This window comes from Pseudomonas sp. THAF187a (assembly GCF_009363395.1).
GTDB classification, from domain to species: domain Bacteria; phylum Pseudomonadota; class Gammaproteobacteria; order Pseudomonadales; family Pseudomonadaceae; genus Aquipseudomonas; species Aquipseudomonas khazarica.
This window is the reverse complement of the sequence record NZ_CP045349.1, coordinates 4,481,928-4,495,213: the sequence shown is the minus strand read 5'-3', so window position 1 is coordinate 4,495,213 and position 13,286 is coordinate 4,481,928. Positions and strand designations below refer to the sequence as shown.

Here is a 13,286-nt window from a genome sequence, read left to right as displayed (position 1 = left end):
AGACGCCCCCTGTTTGGCCTCAGAGCCTGATCGACAGGCCGTCGGCCAGTGACTGCCGGTAGGCGCGCCAGGCGGGCACGCTGCCCATCAGCAGGGCGGCGAGGAGGATGCCCCCGAGCAATTTCCATTCGTAGCCCGTTGGAGCGCTCAGTGCCAGGTACAGGCCGTAGTTGGCCTGCACATGGCCCTGAGCGAGGGCGATGCCCAGGTACAGCAGGGCGAGACCGAACAGCACGCCGGCGAGGGCCAGGGCGAAGGCCTCCAGCACCAGCAGGCTGGCGATATGCCAGGGGCGGGCGCCGACCGAGCGCAGAATGGCCATCTCCCGGCGACGTTCGTTGAGGCTGGTGAGAATCGCCGTGAGCATGCCGATCAGACCGGTCAGCACGACGAACAGCGACACCACGAACAGTGCCTGCTCGGCGGTGCCCATCAGGCTCCACAGCTCTTGCAGCGCCACCCCGGGCAGGATCGCCAGCATCGGCTCGCCACGGAACTCGTTGATCTCGCGTTGCAGGCTGAAGGTGGCGATCTTGCTGTTGAGGCCGAGCATGAAGGCGGTGATCTGCTTGGGTTGCAGGTCCATGGCGCGTGCCTGATCGGCACTCACTCGCGCATCGCCACGGGCCGGCATGCCGTTCTGCCAGTCGACGTGCAAGGCCTCCATGCCCGCCAGCGAGATGTGCAGGGTGCGGTCGACGGGGGTGCCGGTCCGCTCGAGGATGCCGACCACGGTGAAGGGCTTGTCATCGTGCTTGACCAGGCTGATGGTGGCGACGCCATGGGCCAGCACGATCTTCTCGCCGAGGCCGTAGCCCAGCGCTTGTGCCACTTCGGCGCCCAGTACCACCTCGAACGGATCGTCGGCGAAGGTGCGGCCCTGGGCCAGCCGCAACGACTGGCTGCGGGCATAGCGGTAGTGGTCGAAATAGGCGCCGCTGGTGCCCATCACCCGGTAGCCCCGGTGTGAGTCGCCGAGGGAAATGGGGATGGCCCATTTCACCTGGCGATGATTGGCGAAGTGCTCGAAGCTGTCCCAGCGGATGTTGTTGGTGGCGTTGCCGATGCGGAATACCGAGTACAGCAGCAGGTTCACGCTGCCGGAACGGGCGCCGACGATCAGGTCGGTACCGCTGATGGTGCTGGCGAAGCTGGCGCGGGCCTCGGTGCGTACGCGCTCGACAGCCAGCAGCAGGCAGACCGACAGGGCGATGGCGAACACCGTGAGCAGGGCGGTGAAGCGGCGGTTGGCCAGGCTGGCCAGGGCGATACGAATCAGGTGCATCTCAGACCTCGACGGGCTTGGCGGCGCGGTTCAGCTCGCTCAGCGAGACATTGCGGTCGAACAGCGCGGCCAGGCTCTGGTCATGGCTGACGAACAACAGGCTGGCGCCTGCGGCGCGGCATTCGGCGAACAGCAGCTGGAGAAAGGCTTCGCGGGCGTCGAAGTCCAGCGCCGAGGTGGGTTCATCGGCGATGACCAGCTCCGGCTGGCCGATCAGGGCACGGGCCGCCGCGACGCGTTGCTGCTGGCCGATCGACAGCTCGTCAGCACGACGCCCGAGCAGCTCGGCGCGCAGGCCCAGGTGTTCGAGCAGTGCCGTGGCGGCCGCATCGATGCTGCCGTGGCGCTGCTGCGCGCGTTCGGCGCGCTGGCGCGAGAAGCGACAGGGCAGCTCGACGTTTTCGCGTACCGAAAGAAACGGCAGCAGGTTGAACTGCTGGAAGATGTAGCCGGTGTGGTCGACGCGGAAACGGTCGCGCGCGGCCGCGGAGAGCTGTGCGAGGTCCTGTCCCAGCAGGCGGATGTGACCGCTCTGGGCGCGCTGCACGCCGCCGAGCAGGCCGAGCAGCGTGGTCTTGCCGCTGCCGCTCGGGCCTTTGAGGAACAGGGTTTCACCGCGCGCCAGGGTGAAGTCGGGGATGTCCAGCAACTGCGCCTGTCCGGGCCAGGCGAAGCCGAGGTTGGCGAGTTCGATCAGAGGTTGGGTCATGGTCTGCTGCGTGTCGGGAAAATGCGCTCAGCGAGGAGCGAGCCGTGCGCTCGAACGGGCCAATGGCAACGGCGCGGCGAACAGGGCTCGCTCCTGCAACGGGACGTGGCGTCAGAAACTCAGGCGCGGTTGTGCCGGTGTCAGTTGCATCCCTTGCTGGCCGTTCGGGCCGATCAGTTGTACCTGAATCTTCTCGGTCGCGGGGAAACGCTTGAACAGTTCGCTGAGATCCAGTTGCTGCAGTTTGGCGCTGCTGGCGCATTCGAAGCGATAGAAGGCCTGGATATCGCTGTGCTCGCCTTCATGCTCATGATGCTCGTGCTCGTGCTCGTGCTCGTGCTCGTGGTCCGCGTCGCCGAACAGCGGGCTTTCCAGTTCCACCTCGCGGGTCTTGCAGTCACCGCTGGCCAGGGCGAACAGGCCGATGGGCTGTTCCAGCTCACGCTTGGTCGCCGCGACCTTGGCTTTGTCGGCCTCGCTCTTGGCGGCATGCTCGAAACCGACCAGGTTCATGGCCGGGCTTTCCAGCTGCAGCTCCAGCAGGTTGCCGTCCAGTGCCACATTCAGACTGGCGACACCATGTTCATGGGCGCCCAGGCTGTCATGGGCGTGTTCGTCATGGTCATGCTCGTGGGCCTGGGCGGCGACCAGGGGCAGCAGGGCGAAGGGCAGGGCGAGCAACAGGTGGCGCATGGGAGTCTCCGGCGTGAGGGCAATAAAGTTGTTACGTTATAACAACTTTATTGCTCGGCTGGCCAGCCTGTCGTCGTCATGGGAGCATGGCGGCTTCGAATGGGAGGGTGAGTATGGTGCGTATCCGTGGGCGGATCGGGGATTGGCCAGTGGACCTGACGCTGGAGCTGGATGCCGAGGACTGGGCGCAGCTGGCGCAGCGTGTCGCCGTCGCGCCCGTCGCCGCTGAGGGGCCGTTAGCCGCCCCGGTCGAAGCGGCGGACGCCCTGTGGCAGACCGCATTGCAACTGGTGCGCGATGCCGGGCAGGTCGAAGGACCGAGGTTGCTGGCGCAGTTGGCGGCGCTGGCAGGGGGCGAGGCCGCGGGCAAGCGCTTGCTGGTACGCCTGCGCCACTGCGAGCAGATTCGCATGGAGACCGGCGCGGATGCGCCGATCTATCACTGGCAGGAGCAGCGGTAAGCTACAAGCTGCAAGAAGACGTATGGCTCCTGATTCCGCTTGCAGCTTGAGACTTGCCGCTTGCAGCTGCTCTCAGTAGATCGCCTGGTACAGCTTGCGGCGGTAGGCGGTGACCAGCGGATGGTCGCCGCCGAGCAGGTCGAACACCTGTAGCAGGGTCTTGTGCGGCAGGCCGTCCTGGTAGCTGCGGTTGCGCACGAACAGCCTGAGCAGGGCGTCCAGCGCGGCCTCGTACTGCTGGCGGGCCAGTTGCTGCACCGCCAGCTGGTACACCGCTTCGTCGTCCTCCGCGTTCTGTGCCAGGCGGCTCTTCAGGGTGGCGACTTCCGGCAGGTCGGCAGCCTGGCGCAGGAAGGTCAGCTGGGCCTTGGCGCCTGCCAGAGCCTGCTTGTGCTCGTCGCCTTTCACGGCATTGAGCACGGCTTCGGCTTCACCCAGCTCACCGCGTTCGGCCAGGCAGCGGGCGTAGAGAATCAGGGCGGCAGCATGTTCGTTGTCCTCGGTCAGCACCTGCTTGAGCAGGGCCTCGGTCTCGGCGAAACGGCCCTCGCTGAACAGCGCCTGGGCGGCCTCCATGGGGTCGGCGGCGGCGGGCGCCGGCTCGGCCACGTGCGGCTTGAGCATTTCCCGAATCGCCGCTTCCGGCTGGGCACCGGCGAAGCCGTCCACCGGCTGGCCGTCCTTGAACAGCACCACGGTCGGCAGGCTGCGGATACCGAAGCGCATGACGATGTCCTGCTCGATATCGCAGTTGACCTTGGCCAGCAGCAACTCGCCGGCATATTCCTCGGTGATCTTCGCCAGCATCGGCATCAGCGCCTTGCAGGGCGCGCACCACTCGGCCCAGAAGTCCACCAGCACCGGCTTGTGGAAGGAGTTCTCGATGACCAGTTGCTCGAAGCTGGCAGCGCCGGAAATGTCGAAGATGTAAGGGGAGTCGCTCATGTTCGGTCTCGCAAGGGCAGGCAATGGTCTATTAATGCGGGCGGTGAGGCCCGGTTACAAGGGGCGGGTCGCGTGGTACAGGCTGACCTCGCGGAACTCGGCGGGCTCGGCCAGATCCGGCCAGGTACAGCCATCGAGCAGCGCCAGGCGGCGATAGAGCGGGTGCTGGAAGTCCTTGACCCGTGAATCGGCCACCAGGGCCTGGTGCCCGCGACTGAGGAAATGATCGAGCAGTGGCAGGTTGGCGCGGTCGTAGAGTACGTCGGCGACCAGGATCAGGTCGAAGCGATCCGCTTCGGCGAAGAAGTCCGTCGAGTAGCTGAGCGTCACCCCGTTGAGCGCGGCGTTGGCGCGGCAGGCGGCCAGCGCCAGCGGGTGGAGGTCGCAGGCCACCACCTCCTCAGCCCCGGCCTTGGCCGCCGCGATGGCGGCGACGCCTGAGCCGGCGCCAAAGTCCAGCACGCGCTTGCCGCGCACCCACTCGGGGCGTTCGGCCAGCCAGCGCGCCAGCACCAGGCCGCTGGCCCAGCAGAAACACCAGTAGGGCGGTTCCTCGAGGATGCGCCGGGTCTCTTCGGCGTTGAAGGCTCGGTCCATGTTGCTGGCATCGATCAGCCACAGGGCGATCTCGCTGCCGGGCAGCGTTTCGGCGACCAGGCGGGCGTCGCCGAGCAGTTCGCCGAGGGCCTGTTGCAAAGCCTGTGGGGCGTTCATGGCGCCGGTACCAGGTGCAGGGGGCCGAGGTCCTGGTCGTGCAGGTGGGTGATGGCGCGTGCCGGCAGGCGCTGCACCAGGCGCCCGGCCTGGCTGACGCGGCCACGCAGTTCCACGCGCTGCGTCTGGCTGGGCGGCACGACGTTCAGCGGCAGGTGGAACGGCAGCGCCTGGCCGTCGCCCCGCAGGTGCGCCTGCCCGAGCAGTGCGCTCGGCCGCCCGCTGAGGTCGATGGCCAGCAGCGCCAGCTCCACATCGGCACCCTGAGCGACGCCCAGCAGCTGCCCGCGCAGGGCGGGTGTTGGCGTGGCGACGCTGGCGGGAGGCGCGTCCGTCTCGGGGGCGGGGACCGGCACTGCCGGCTGCTCGCTGGCGCAAGCGACCAGCAGGCCGCTCAGGGCCAGAACAAAGGGGTTGCGGTAGCGGGTCATCACATCCTCGATATCTCGTGCGGGCGCCCCTATAGCTTAATTTGTCTTGCTGCCTCTATGCGCTACCATGGCGCCTTTGCCGCCATCAGCCCGCGCCTGCCATGCACTGTCCGTTCTGTGATGCCAACGACACCAAGGTCATCGATTCCCGTCTGGTCGCCGAGGGCGACCAGGTTCGCCGCCGTCGCGAATGCGTGGCCTGCGGTGAGCGCTTTACCACCTTCGAAACCGCCGAACTGGTGATGCCGCGCCTGATCAAGCAGGACGGCAGCCGGCAGCCGTTCGACGAGGAGAAGCTGCGTGCCGGCATGCAGCGTGCGCTGGAGAAGCGTCCGGTCAGCGTCGAGCGGCTGGAAGAGGCCATCGCCCGTATCAAGCAGCAGCTGCGTGCCACCGGCGAGCGCGAAGTGAAGTCGCTGGTGCTCGGCGAGCTGGTGATGAGCGAGCTGAGCAAGCTCGACGAGGTGGCCTACATCCGCTTCGCGTCGGTCTATCGACGCTTCCAGGACCTCAACGAGTTCCGCGAAGAAATCGAGCGTCTGGCTCGTGAGCCGTCGAAAAGCTGATGAGCGAGCGCGATCATCTGTTCATGGCGCGGGCACTGAAGCTGGCGCGCAAGGGGCTTTACTCCACTCATCCCAACCCACGGGTCGGCTGCGTCATCGTGCAGGACGGGCGGATCGTCGGCGAGGGCTGGCATGCCCGTGCCGGTGAGCCCCACGCCGAGGTACACGCGTTGCGCCAAGCCGGCGACAAGGCGCGCGGTGCCACGGCCTACGTCACCCTGGAACCCTGCAGCCACCATGGGCGCACGCCGCCCTGCGCCGACGGGCTGATCGCCGCTGGCGTCGGCCGGGTCGTGGCGGCCATGCAGGACCCCAACCCGCAAGTGGCAGGCAACGGTCTGCGGCGTCTGGCCGAGGCGGGTATCGCGGTCAGTTGCGGTGTGCTGGAGAGCGAGGCGCGGGCGCTGAATGCCGGCTTCATCAAACGCATGGAGCAGGGCTTGCCGTTCGTTCGGGTCAAGCTGGCGATGAGTCTGGACGGGCGCACGGCCATGGCCAGTGGCGAGAGCCAGTGGATCACCGGGCCGTCGGCGCGCGCCGAGGTGCAGCGCCTGCGCGCGCAGGCCAGCGTGGTGCTGAGCGGCGCCGATACGCTGCTGGCCGATGACGCGCGGCTGACCGTACGCCCCGACGAACTGGGCCTGGGCGCGGAGCTGACGGCGCTGGCGCAGCGTCGTCCGCCGCTGCGCGTGCTGGTCGACGGGCGTCTGCGGGTGCCGCTGAGCAAGGCATTCTTCCAGGTCGGCCCGGCGCTGGTGGCGACCTGCGCCGCCGCCACCGCACGCGATCGTTATCTCGCCGAAGGGCATGAGCTGCTGGCCGTGCCCGGCAGCAATGGTCATGTCGACCTGCGCAAGCTGTTGCTGGAGCTGGCGGCGCGCGGTGTCAACGAGGTCCTGGTCGAGGCCGGGCCGCGTCTCGCCGGCGCCTTCGCGCGGGCCGGGCTGGTGGATGAGTACCGCATCTTCATGGCCCCCAAGTTGCTGGGCTCCAGTGCGCGCCCGCTGCTCGAGCTGCCGCTCAACCGTATGGCCGAGGCGCCGCAGTTGAAGATCCTGGATATCCGCGCGGTGGGCGACGACTGGCAGGTCACGGCTGTTCCCGAGCGCCAGCCTTAGGCGGCGAGCCCGTTCCACGCCTGGCTGGAATGCGCGCTCGGCGCCTGTGTGGGGCCTGCCTGGGCAGCGCGTGGGCGTCCACGAGCGGGCACTCTGTAGCCGGCAGCGGCTTCGTTATGGTAAAACGCCACGCGGCCATTCGCTTGGCCGCAACGTTCTCAGGGCGGGGCGCAATTCCCCACCGGCGGTAATGGTTCGCAGAACCTAGCCCGCGAGCGCTCGCCACGGCACCTGCCGTGCGAGGTCCAGCAGACCCGGTGCGATTCCGGGGCCGACGGTATAGTCCGGATAAAGAGAGAGCGGGATTCCCTCCACGGGCGCCTCGTGCGTGTCCGCGAAATCCCTATCGATCGGCATTGCCCTGTTTTTGACCAAAACAGGAGTTCGTCCATGCTGTTCAGCACCATCTTCAACGTGAAACCGGAGGGCGCATGTTCACCGGCATAATCGAAGCCATCGGCAGCATCCGCGCCATGACGCCCAAGGGCGGCGACGTGCGCGTCTACGTGGCCACCGGCAAGCTCGACCTCGGCGACGTCAAGCTCGGCGACAGCATCGCCGTCAACGGCGTCTGCCTGACCGCCGTGGAACTCCCTGGCGACGGCTTCTGGGCCGACGTCAGCCGCGAGACCCTGGCGCGTACCGCCTTCGTCGACCTGAAGCCCGGCAGCGCCGTCAACCTGGAAAAGGCGCTGACGCCTACCAGCCGCCTTGGCGGGCATCTGGTCAGCGGTCATGTCGACGGTGTCGGCGAGATCGTTGCCCGTGCCGATAACGCCCGCGCCGTGCAGTTCAAGGTGCGCGCGCCGCGCGAGCTGGCCAAGTACATCGCGCACAAGGGCTCGATCACCGTCGACGGCACCAGCCTGACCGTCAACGCGGTCGACGGTGCCGAGTTCGAGCTGACCATCGTCCCGCATACCCTGGCCGAGACCATCATGGTCGACTACCAGGCCGGGCGTAAGGTCAACCTCGAGGTGGACCTGCTGGCGCGTTACCTGGAGCGCCTGCTGCTCGGCGACAAGGCCGCCGAACCCAAGGCCTCGGGCCTGACCGAAAGCTTTCTCGCCGAACACGGCTACCTGAACAAGTGAGATGCGCCACCATGGCCCTGAATACCGCTGAAGAACTGATCGAAGACATCCGCGCCGGCAAGATGGTCATCCTCATGGATGACGAGGACCGCGAGAACGAAGGCGACATCATCATCGCCTCCGAGTGCGTCACGGCCGAGCACATCAACTTCATGGCCCGCTTCGCCCGTGGCCTGATCTGCATGCCGATGACCCGCGAGCGCTGCGAGTTGCTCAACCTGCCGCTGATGGCACCGCGCAACGGTTCCGGTTTCGGCACCAAGTTCACCGTCTCCATCGAGGCCGCCGAAGGCGTGACCACCGGCATCTCCGCAGCCGACCGCGCTCGCACCGTGCAGGCCGCGGTGGCCCGTAGCGCCGTGGCCGAGGACATCGTCAGCCCCGGTCACATCTTCCCGCTGATGGCGCAGCCCGGTGGGGTGCTGGCGCGTGCCGGCCACACCGAGGCGGCCTGCGACCTGGCGCGCATGGGCGGGTTCGAGCCGAGCGGCGTGATCTGCGAAATCATGAACGAAGACGGCACCATGGCGCGTCGTCCGGAGCTGGAGAAGTTCGCCGAGGAGCACGGTCTCAAGATCGGCACCATCGCCGACCTGATCCACTATCGCCTGATCCACGAGCGCACCGTCGAGCGCATCAGCGAGCAACCGCTGGACACCGAGCTGGGTCAGTTCAACCTGGTGACCTACCGCGATGGCGTGGAGAACACCGCGCACATGGCGCTGACCCTGGGCACCATCTGTGCCGAGGAACCGACCCTGGTGCGGGTGCACAACATGGACCCGCTGCGTGACCTGTTCATGGTCAATCAGCCGGGGCGCTGGAGCATGCGCGCGGCCATGGCCGAGGTCGCCAAGGCTGGTAGCGGTGTGGTGCTGCTGCTGGGCAACCCGATGACCGGGCCGGAACTGCTGGCGCTGATCAGCCGCCAGCAGCCTGCCAATCCGGCGACCTACAGCACCGTGGGTGCCGGTTCGCAGATCCTGCGTGATCTCGGTGTGCGCAAGATGCGCCTGATGAGCTCACCGATGAAGTTCAACGCGATATCCGGCTTCGATCTCGAGGTTGTAGAATACCTGCCGGCTAAATAAGAAGCGGCTCGACAGCGCCGCATCCGATGAACCTCTCCCTCTGGGGGGAGGGTGCCCGCAGGGCGGGAGAGGGCTGCACAGCATGTGCTCTCCCACAGCCCCTCTCCCATGAGTGGAGAGGGGAGCTAAGACTGGTAGCCCGGATGCAATCCGGGGACATCGGCACACTGGCTCCGGATGGCATCCGGGCTACGCTGATCAACGAATTCGTTTTCGGAGCGCACGACGCTCCGGCTCTTTAACCCATGTGAGACCTGTCATGACCCTGAAGACCATCGAAGGTACCTTCATCGCCCCCAAGGGCAAATACGCCCTGGTGGTAGGCCGTTTCAACAGCTTCGTCGTCGAGAGCCTGGTTAGCGGCGCCATCGATGCCCTGGTCCGCCACGGCGTGAGCGAGAGCGACATCACCATCATCCGCGCACCGGGTGCCTTCGAGATCCCGCTGGTCACCCAGAAGGTCGCCCAGCGTGGCGAGTACGCGGCCATCATCGCCCTTGGCGCGGTGATCCGTGGCGGTACTCCGCACTTCGAATACGTTGCCGGCGAGTGCACCAAGGGTCTGGCCCAGGTTTCCATGGAATACGGCGTGCCGGTCGCCTTCGGCGTGCTGACCGTCGACTCCATCGAACAAGCCATCGAACGTTCCGGCACCAAGGCGGGTAACAAGGGTGCCGAAGCTGCGCTGTCTGCCCTGGAAATGGTCAGCCTGCTGGCGCAGTTGGAGGCCAAGTGAGCAATTCCGGTAACGGCCAGCCGGCCAAGAAGGGGCCGAGCGGCAAGATCCTCGCGCGTCGCGAGGCTCGTACCCTGGCCATGCAGGCCCTGTACTCCTGGCATATCGCCGGGCAGCCGCTGAACGAGATCGAAGCGCAGTTTCGCGTCGACAACGACTTCAGCAAGGTCGATGGCGCCTACTTCCACGAGATCCTGCACGGCGTGCCGCGGCAGAAGACCGAACTGGACGAGGCCTTCACGCCCCTGCTCGACCGCCCGCTGGAAGACATCGATCCGGTCGAACTGGCCATCCTGCGGCTGTCCACCTACGAGCTGAAGAACCGCGTTGACGTCCCCTACAAGGTGGTGATCAACGAGGGGATCGAGCTGGCCAAGGTGTTCGGTGCCACCGACGGGCACAAGTTCGTCAACGGCATCCTCGACAAGCTCGCACCCAAGCTGCGTGCCGCCGAAGTCAACGCCAACAAGCGCTGATCATGACGCTGGCAGTAGCTCGGGCGCGCCCATGGGGAATGCACTGTGGGTGAGTTCGAGCTGATCCGCCGCTACTTCGCCAGCGCCCTGTGTGCCCGACAGGGTGATGGCGTGGTGCGCGGCATCGGTGATGACTGCGCGCTGCTGAGCGTGCCTGCCGGCGAACAGCTGGCGATCTCCACCGACACGCTGGTTGCCGGGGTGCACTTCCCCGAGGCCTGCGATGCCTTCCTGCTCGGCCAGCGCGCGCTGGCCGTGTCTGCCAGTGACCTGGCCGCCATGGGCGCTACGCCACTGGCGTTCACCCTCGCCATCACCCTGCCGGATGCCAGCGATGCCTGGCTGGCCGACTTTGCCCGTGGCCTGCAGGTCATGGCGCAGGACTGCGCGCTGGCGCTGGTCGGTGGCGACACCACGCGCGGGCCGCTGAGCCTGACACTGACCGTGTTCGGCCGCGTGCCGGCCGGGCAGGCGCTACTGCGCAGCGGCGCACAGGTCGGCGACCTGCTCTGCGTGGGCGGTGAGCTGGGCGATGCCGCCGGTGCCTTGCCGCTGGTGCTCGGGCAGCGCGAGGCGGGGGGCGACAGTGGCGCAGCGTTGCTGGCCCGCTACTGGTCACCGCAGCCGCAGCTGGCCCTCGGCCAGGCGCTGCGCGGGCGTGCCACGGCGGCGCTGGATATTTCCGATGGCCTGCTCGCCGATTGCGGACACATCGCCAGCGCGTCGCAGGTCGCCTTGCAGATCGAGCTGGAGCGGCTGCCATTGTCGGCGCCGCTGCGTGCTTTCGCCGGCGAGGAGCAGGCGCGGGTCTGCGCGCTCAGTGGTGGCGACGACTACCGCCTGGCCTTTACCCTACCGCCAGCCTTGTTCGACGAGCTGCAGGCAGACTGGCCCGAGGTCCGGGCCATCGGCCGCGTGCTGGCGGGCAGTGGCGTGCAGTTGCTGGATGCGAACGGCCAGCCCATCGAGTCGCCACGTGGCGGCTACCAACATTTCTGACAGGACGGAGTGCGCGTGACCGATCACCCCAACCAGGTTCCCGCCGAATACGTGCCGCCCTCGGTATGGCGCAATCCCTGGCATTTCATCGCCTTCGGCTTCGGCTCCGGAACCCTGCCCAAGGCGCCCGGCACCTGGGGCTCGCTGGTGGCGCTGCCGTTCGTGCCGCTGTGGCAGATGCTGCCCGACTGGGGCTACTGGCTGATGCTCGGGGTGACCATGCTGTTCGGCTTCTGGCTGTGCGGCAAGGTCGCCGATGACCTGCGTGTGCATGACCACGAGGGCATCGTCTGGGACGAAATGGTCGGCATGTGGATCACCCTCTGGCTGGTGCCCGAGGGTTGGCTCTGGTTGCTGCTAGGCTTTCTCATGTTCCGCCTGTTCGACATCGTCAAACCCTGGCCGATCCGCTGGATCGACCGCCACGTGCACGGTGGTGTGGGCATCATGCTCGACGACATCATCGCCGGGGTGTTCGCCTGGCTGGCCATGCAGGGGCTGGTCTGGGGCTGGGACAGGTATGGGGCCGTGCTGGGTTTCTGAGGGGCTGCGATGCGGATTAGACACGGATGGCTGGGCCTGCTGCTGATGCTGGGCAGCATGACCTGCGCCCAGGCTCGGGATGATCTGCCGCACGAGATACGTCTGGCCAGCGAGGTCTGGGAGGCGTACACCGAGGCGGATGGTACGGGCCTGGGCTGGGACATCATGCGCAAGGTCTTCGAGCCGGAGGGCGTGAGCCTGGCCATCCACAGCGTGCCCTACACCCGTTCGGTGGGACTGGTGCAACGCAACGAGGCCGATGCCTGGGTCGGCTCCTACCGGGATGAGGTCGAGGACAAGGTGTTCTACCCCAAGCACCATTACGACACCGACCGTATCGTCGCGCTGGGCCTCGAGGACAAGCCGGTACCGACGCTGGAGAGCCTCGGCCAGTATCGGCTGGTCTGGGTGCGTGGCTACGAATATCAGGAATATCTGCCGAATGTGCACGATTACCGGGAAGTGCAGCGGCGTGGCGGTATTCTCGGCATGCTCGACCTCGGGCATGCGGACTTCTACATCGATGCGCGTCCCGAGGCCGAGTACGTGCTCAAGGCTGCCAGCCATCCGGAGCGTTATCGCCTGACCGAGCTGACCCGCCTGCCGTTGTTCCTCGGCTTTGCCGACACGCCGCGTGGTCACGCCCTGGCCGAGCTGTATGACCGGCGCATGGCCGCGCTGATCGCCAGTGGCGAGCTGCGGCCGATCTTCACGCACTGGCATCAACCTTACCCATTCGACTGAGCCGGGAGACCACTGCTCATGCTGCTACGCCACTGTCTTGTCGCCCTCGTGCTGTCGTGCTCGGGCCTTGCCTGGGCTGCTTCGCAGGTGCAGGTGGTCGGCCTGTTTCCGGGGGCGGCGGTGCTCAACGTCGATGGCCAGCGCAAGATGGTGCGCGTCGGGCAGACCGGCCCGGGCGGCGTCCAGGTGGTCAACGTCGACAAGCAGGGCGCGCTGCTGCGCGTGGACGGCGTCGAGCGCATGTATCCGCTCAGCCGTGAATACAGCGCCGGGTTCGCCGAGCCGGTGCGCAAGCGCCTGAGCATCGCCAAGGGCATTGGCGGCCACTATTGGGTCGCGGGGTCGGTCAACGGTCAGACGGTGCAGTTTCTGGTCGATACCGGCGCCACCAGCATCGCGCTCAACGATGCGCATGCCAGGCGCCTGGGGATCGACTACCGGGTTTCCGGGCGCCCCATGCAGGTCAGCACCGCCAGCGGCGTCACCCGTGGCTGGCGGGTGACGCTCGACCGGGTCAAGGTCGGCGATCTCGAGGTGCTTGGCGTCGAGGCCGTGGTGCTCGAGGGCAGCGCGCCCAGCGATGCCCTGCTGGGCATGAGCTTCCTCGGACGGGTTGGCTGGCGCGAGGAGCAGGGCATGCTGGTGCTGGAGTCGAAGCACTGAGCCCAGCGCCGGGATAGT

Annotated in this window: 17 protein-coding genes and 1 riboswitch; of the genes, 11 read left to right on the top strand and 6 right to left on the bottom strand. The window is 67.0% G+C overall.

Annotation, left to right across the window (positions count from 1 at the left end; translation table 11 throughout):
• Nucleotides 1–19: 19 nt before the first annotated feature.
• From FIV02_RS20940 to FIV02_RS20930, 3 genes are all read right to left on the bottom strand, one after another.
• On the bottom strand, nt 20–1,285 hold the full coding sequence (locus FIV02_RS20940) for an ABC transporter permease (RefSeq protein WP_152489697.1): 1,266 nt from the start codon (nt 1,283–1,285) through the stop codon (nt 20–22).
• A gap of 1 nt (nt 1,286) precedes the next feature.
• Nucleotides 1,287–1,994, bottom strand: coding sequence for an ABC transporter ATP-binding protein (locus FIV02_RS20935; protein ID WP_047584881.1), 708 nt, complete (start codon nt 1,992–1,994; stop codon nt 1,287–1,289).
• 111 nt (nt 1,995–2,105) lie between these two features.
• Nucleotides 2,106–2,687: a DUF2796 domain-containing protein gene (locus tag FIV02_RS20930; RefSeq protein WP_152489696.1), complete on the bottom strand. Its 582-nt coding sequence runs from the start codon at nt 2,685–2,687 to the stop codon at nt 2,106–2,108.
• A gap of 113 nt (nt 2,688–2,800) precedes the next feature.
• On the opposite strand from FIV02_RS20930, the gene FIV02_RS20925 reads away from it, so the two are divergent.
• The gene (locus tag FIV02_RS20925) at nt 2,801–3,148 is read left to right on the top strand and encodes a hypothetical protein (protein ID WP_152489695.1); all 348 of its coding nucleotides are present in this window, start codon (nt 2,801–2,803) and stop codon (nt 3,146–3,148) included.
• 72 nt (nt 3,149–3,220) lie between these two features.
• On the opposite strand, the gene trxA is transcribed toward FIV02_RS20925, so the two are convergent.
• From trxA to FIV02_RS20910, 3 genes are read right to left on the bottom strand one after another with little or no spacing between them, the layout of a single operon-like run.
• Complete coding sequence (gene trxA / locus FIV02_RS20920) at nt 3,221–4,093, bottom strand: thioredoxin (protein WP_152489694.1); 873 nt, start codon at nt 4,091–4,093, stop codon at nt 3,221–3,223.
• A 54-nt stretch (nt 4,094–4,147) separates the two neighbouring features.
• A complete protein-coding gene (locus FIV02_RS20915) occupies nt 4,148–4,807 on the bottom strand; it encodes a methyltransferase (RefSeq protein WP_152489693.1) in 660 nt (219 codons plus the stop codon).
• Nucleotides 4,804–5,238: a hypothetical protein gene (locus FIV02_RS20910; protein WP_150606705.1), complete on the bottom strand. Its 435-nt coding sequence runs from the start codon at nt 5,236–5,238 to the stop codon at nt 4,804–4,806. Before FIV02_RS20910 ends, FIV02_RS20915 begins: the two co-directional genes overlap by 4 nt.
• A 101-nt stretch (nt 5,239–5,339) precedes the next feature.
• On the opposite strand from FIV02_RS20910, the gene nrdR reads away from it, so the two are divergent.
• The 10 genes from nrdR to FIV02_RS20860 all read left to right on the top strand — a co-directional run bounded on the left by nrdR (nt 5,340) and on the right by FIV02_RS20860 (nt 13,268).
• Nucleotides 5,340–5,804, top strand: coding sequence for a transcriptional regulator NrdR (gene nrdR / locus FIV02_RS20905; protein ID WP_037055795.1), 465 nt, complete (start codon nt 5,340–5,342; stop codon nt 5,802–5,804).
• Nucleotides 5,804–6,922, top strand: a complete 1,119-nt coding sequence (gene ribD / locus FIV02_RS20900) for a bifunctional diaminohydroxyphosphoribosylaminopyrimidine deaminase/5-amino-6-(5-phosphoribosylamino)uracil reductase RibD (protein ID WP_037055797.1) — start codon at nt 5,804–5,806, stop codon at nt 6,920–6,922. The genes nrdR and ribD overlap by 1 nt, the downstream gene beginning before the upstream one ends.
• A gap of 150 nt (nt 6,923–7,072) precedes the next feature.
• Nucleotides 7,073–7,227: riboswitch (FMN riboswitch) on the top strand.
• Between the two features lie 126 nt (nt 7,228–7,353).
• Nucleotides 7,354–8,016 (top strand): riboflavin synthase, encoded by a 663-nt coding sequence (locus tag FIV02_RS20895; RefSeq protein WP_037055799.1) that lies wholly within the window; start codon nt 7,354–7,356, stop codon nt 8,014–8,016.
• An 11-nt stretch (nt 8,017–8,027) separates the two neighbouring features.
• Nucleotides 8,028–9,107, top strand: coding sequence for a bifunctional 3,4-dihydroxy-2-butanone-4-phosphate synthase/GTP cyclohydrolase II (gene ribBA, locus FIV02_RS20890; RefSeq protein WP_037055800.1), 1,080 nt, complete (start codon nt 8,028–8,030; stop codon nt 9,105–9,107).
• A gap of 259 nt (nt 9,108–9,366) precedes the next feature.
• A complete protein-coding gene (gene ribE / locus FIV02_RS20885) occupies nt 9,367–9,843 on the top strand; it encodes a 6,7-dimethyl-8-ribityllumazine synthase (RefSeq protein ID WP_012019761.1) in 477 nt (158 codons plus the stop codon).
• Nucleotides 9,840–10,319 carry a transcription antitermination factor NusB gene (nusB, locus tag FIV02_RS20880; protein WP_152489692.1) on the top strand — a complete coding sequence of 160 codons (480 nt, stop codon included), beginning with the start codon at nt 9,840–9,842 and terminating at the stop codon, nt 10,317–10,319. The genes ribE and nusB overlap by 4 nt, the downstream gene beginning before the upstream one ends.
• A 45-nt stretch (nt 10,320–10,364) precedes the next feature.
• Nucleotides 10,365–11,318, top strand: a complete 954-nt coding sequence (gene thiL / locus FIV02_RS20875; RefSeq protein ID WP_152489691.1) for a thiamine-phosphate kinase — start codon at nt 10,365–10,367, stop codon at nt 11,316–11,318.
• 15 nt (nt 11,319–11,333) lie between these two features.
• A complete protein-coding gene (locus tag FIV02_RS20870) occupies nt 11,334–11,861 on the top strand; it encodes a phosphatidylglycerophosphatase A (protein ID WP_037055806.1) in 528 nt (175 codons plus the stop codon).
• Between the two features lie 9 nt (nt 11,862–11,870).
• Nucleotides 11,871–12,605: an ABC transporter substrate-binding protein gene (locus tag FIV02_RS20865; RefSeq protein ID WP_152489690.1), complete on the top strand. Its 735-nt coding sequence runs from the start codon at nt 11,871–11,873 to the stop codon at nt 12,603–12,605.
• 18 nt (nt 12,606–12,623) lie between these two features.
• Nucleotides 12,624–13,268 carry a TIGR02281 family clan AA aspartic protease gene (locus tag FIV02_RS20860; RefSeq protein ID WP_152489689.1) on the top strand — a complete coding sequence of 215 codons (645 nt, stop codon included), beginning with the start codon at nt 12,624–12,626 and terminating at the stop codon, nt 13,266–13,268.
• The last annotated feature ends 18 nt before the right edge of the window (nt 13,269–13,286 follow it).